Here is an 857-nt window from a genome sequence, read left to right as displayed (position 1 = left end):
TGCCATCCACCGCGTCGCCTGCTCCCACAACTCCCACACCGAGCGCGTAATATCCTGGGTGCGACAATATTCCCGTCACATTTACGTGACTTTCCCGCGCCCACCCTACGTCAAGACTCTGGTTCGGGGCAATCCTGACCCTGGGCTGAGCGATGCCAGCGTACCGTGCTGCGCATTTCTGGACTTCCACCGTCCCATCACTTGAGGTAGCAAGCAAGATGGCCAAGGCCGCCGATGTCGTTGTGCAATGCCTGGAAAACGAAGGTGTCGAGTATGTATTCGGTATTCCCGGTGAGGAAAACCTCGACCTGCTCGAATCCCTGCGCAAGTCGAAGATCAAGCTGGTACTGACCCGTCACGAGCAGTCCGCAGGCTTCATGGCCGCCACCTACGGCCGCCTGACCGGCAAGACCGGCGTCAGCCTGTCTACCCTCGGCCCTGGCGCCACCAACCTGGTCACCGCCAGCGCCTACGCCTACCTGGGCGGCATGCCGATGATGATGATCACCGGCCAGAAGCCGATCAAGAAGTCCAAGCAGGGCCGCTTCCAGATCATCGACGTGTGCGGCATGATGGACCCCATCACCAAGTACACCCACCAATTCGCCTCGGCCGACAACATCCCGGCCCGTATGCGCGAAGCCTTCCGCCTGGCTGAGGAAGAAAAGCCGGGTGCCGTGCACCTGGAGCTACCGGAAGACATCGCCGCCGAGCAGACCGACAGCCTGCCGATCCCGCCTAGCCTGAGCCGTCGCCCGCTGGCCGAGCACAAGGCCATCGAAGCTGCCGTGGAGAAACTGCAGAACGCCCGTAACCCGATCCTGGTGATCGGCGCCGGCGCCAACCGCAAGATGACC

The 857-nt window shown here is 62.3% G+C and carries 1 protein-coding gene; it reads left to right on the top strand.

The window, feature by feature from the left end; all coding sequences use genetic code 11:
• Positions 1 to 218: 218 nt before the first annotated feature.
• Positions 219 to 857 (top strand): thiamine pyrophosphate-binding protein (locus M2S36_RS24910; RefSeq protein ID WP_333958018.1); only part of this gene is annotated, 639 nt, incomplete at its 3' end.

The sequence above is a fragment of the Pseudomonas sp. SF2 genome (assembly GCF_036858055.1).
Classification (GTDB): domain Bacteria; phylum Pseudomonadota; class Gammaproteobacteria; order Pseudomonadales; family Pseudomonadaceae; genus Aquipseudomonas.
Note: the sequence above shows the minus strand (reverse complement) of the source record. Positions and strands in the feature narration are given on the sequence as shown.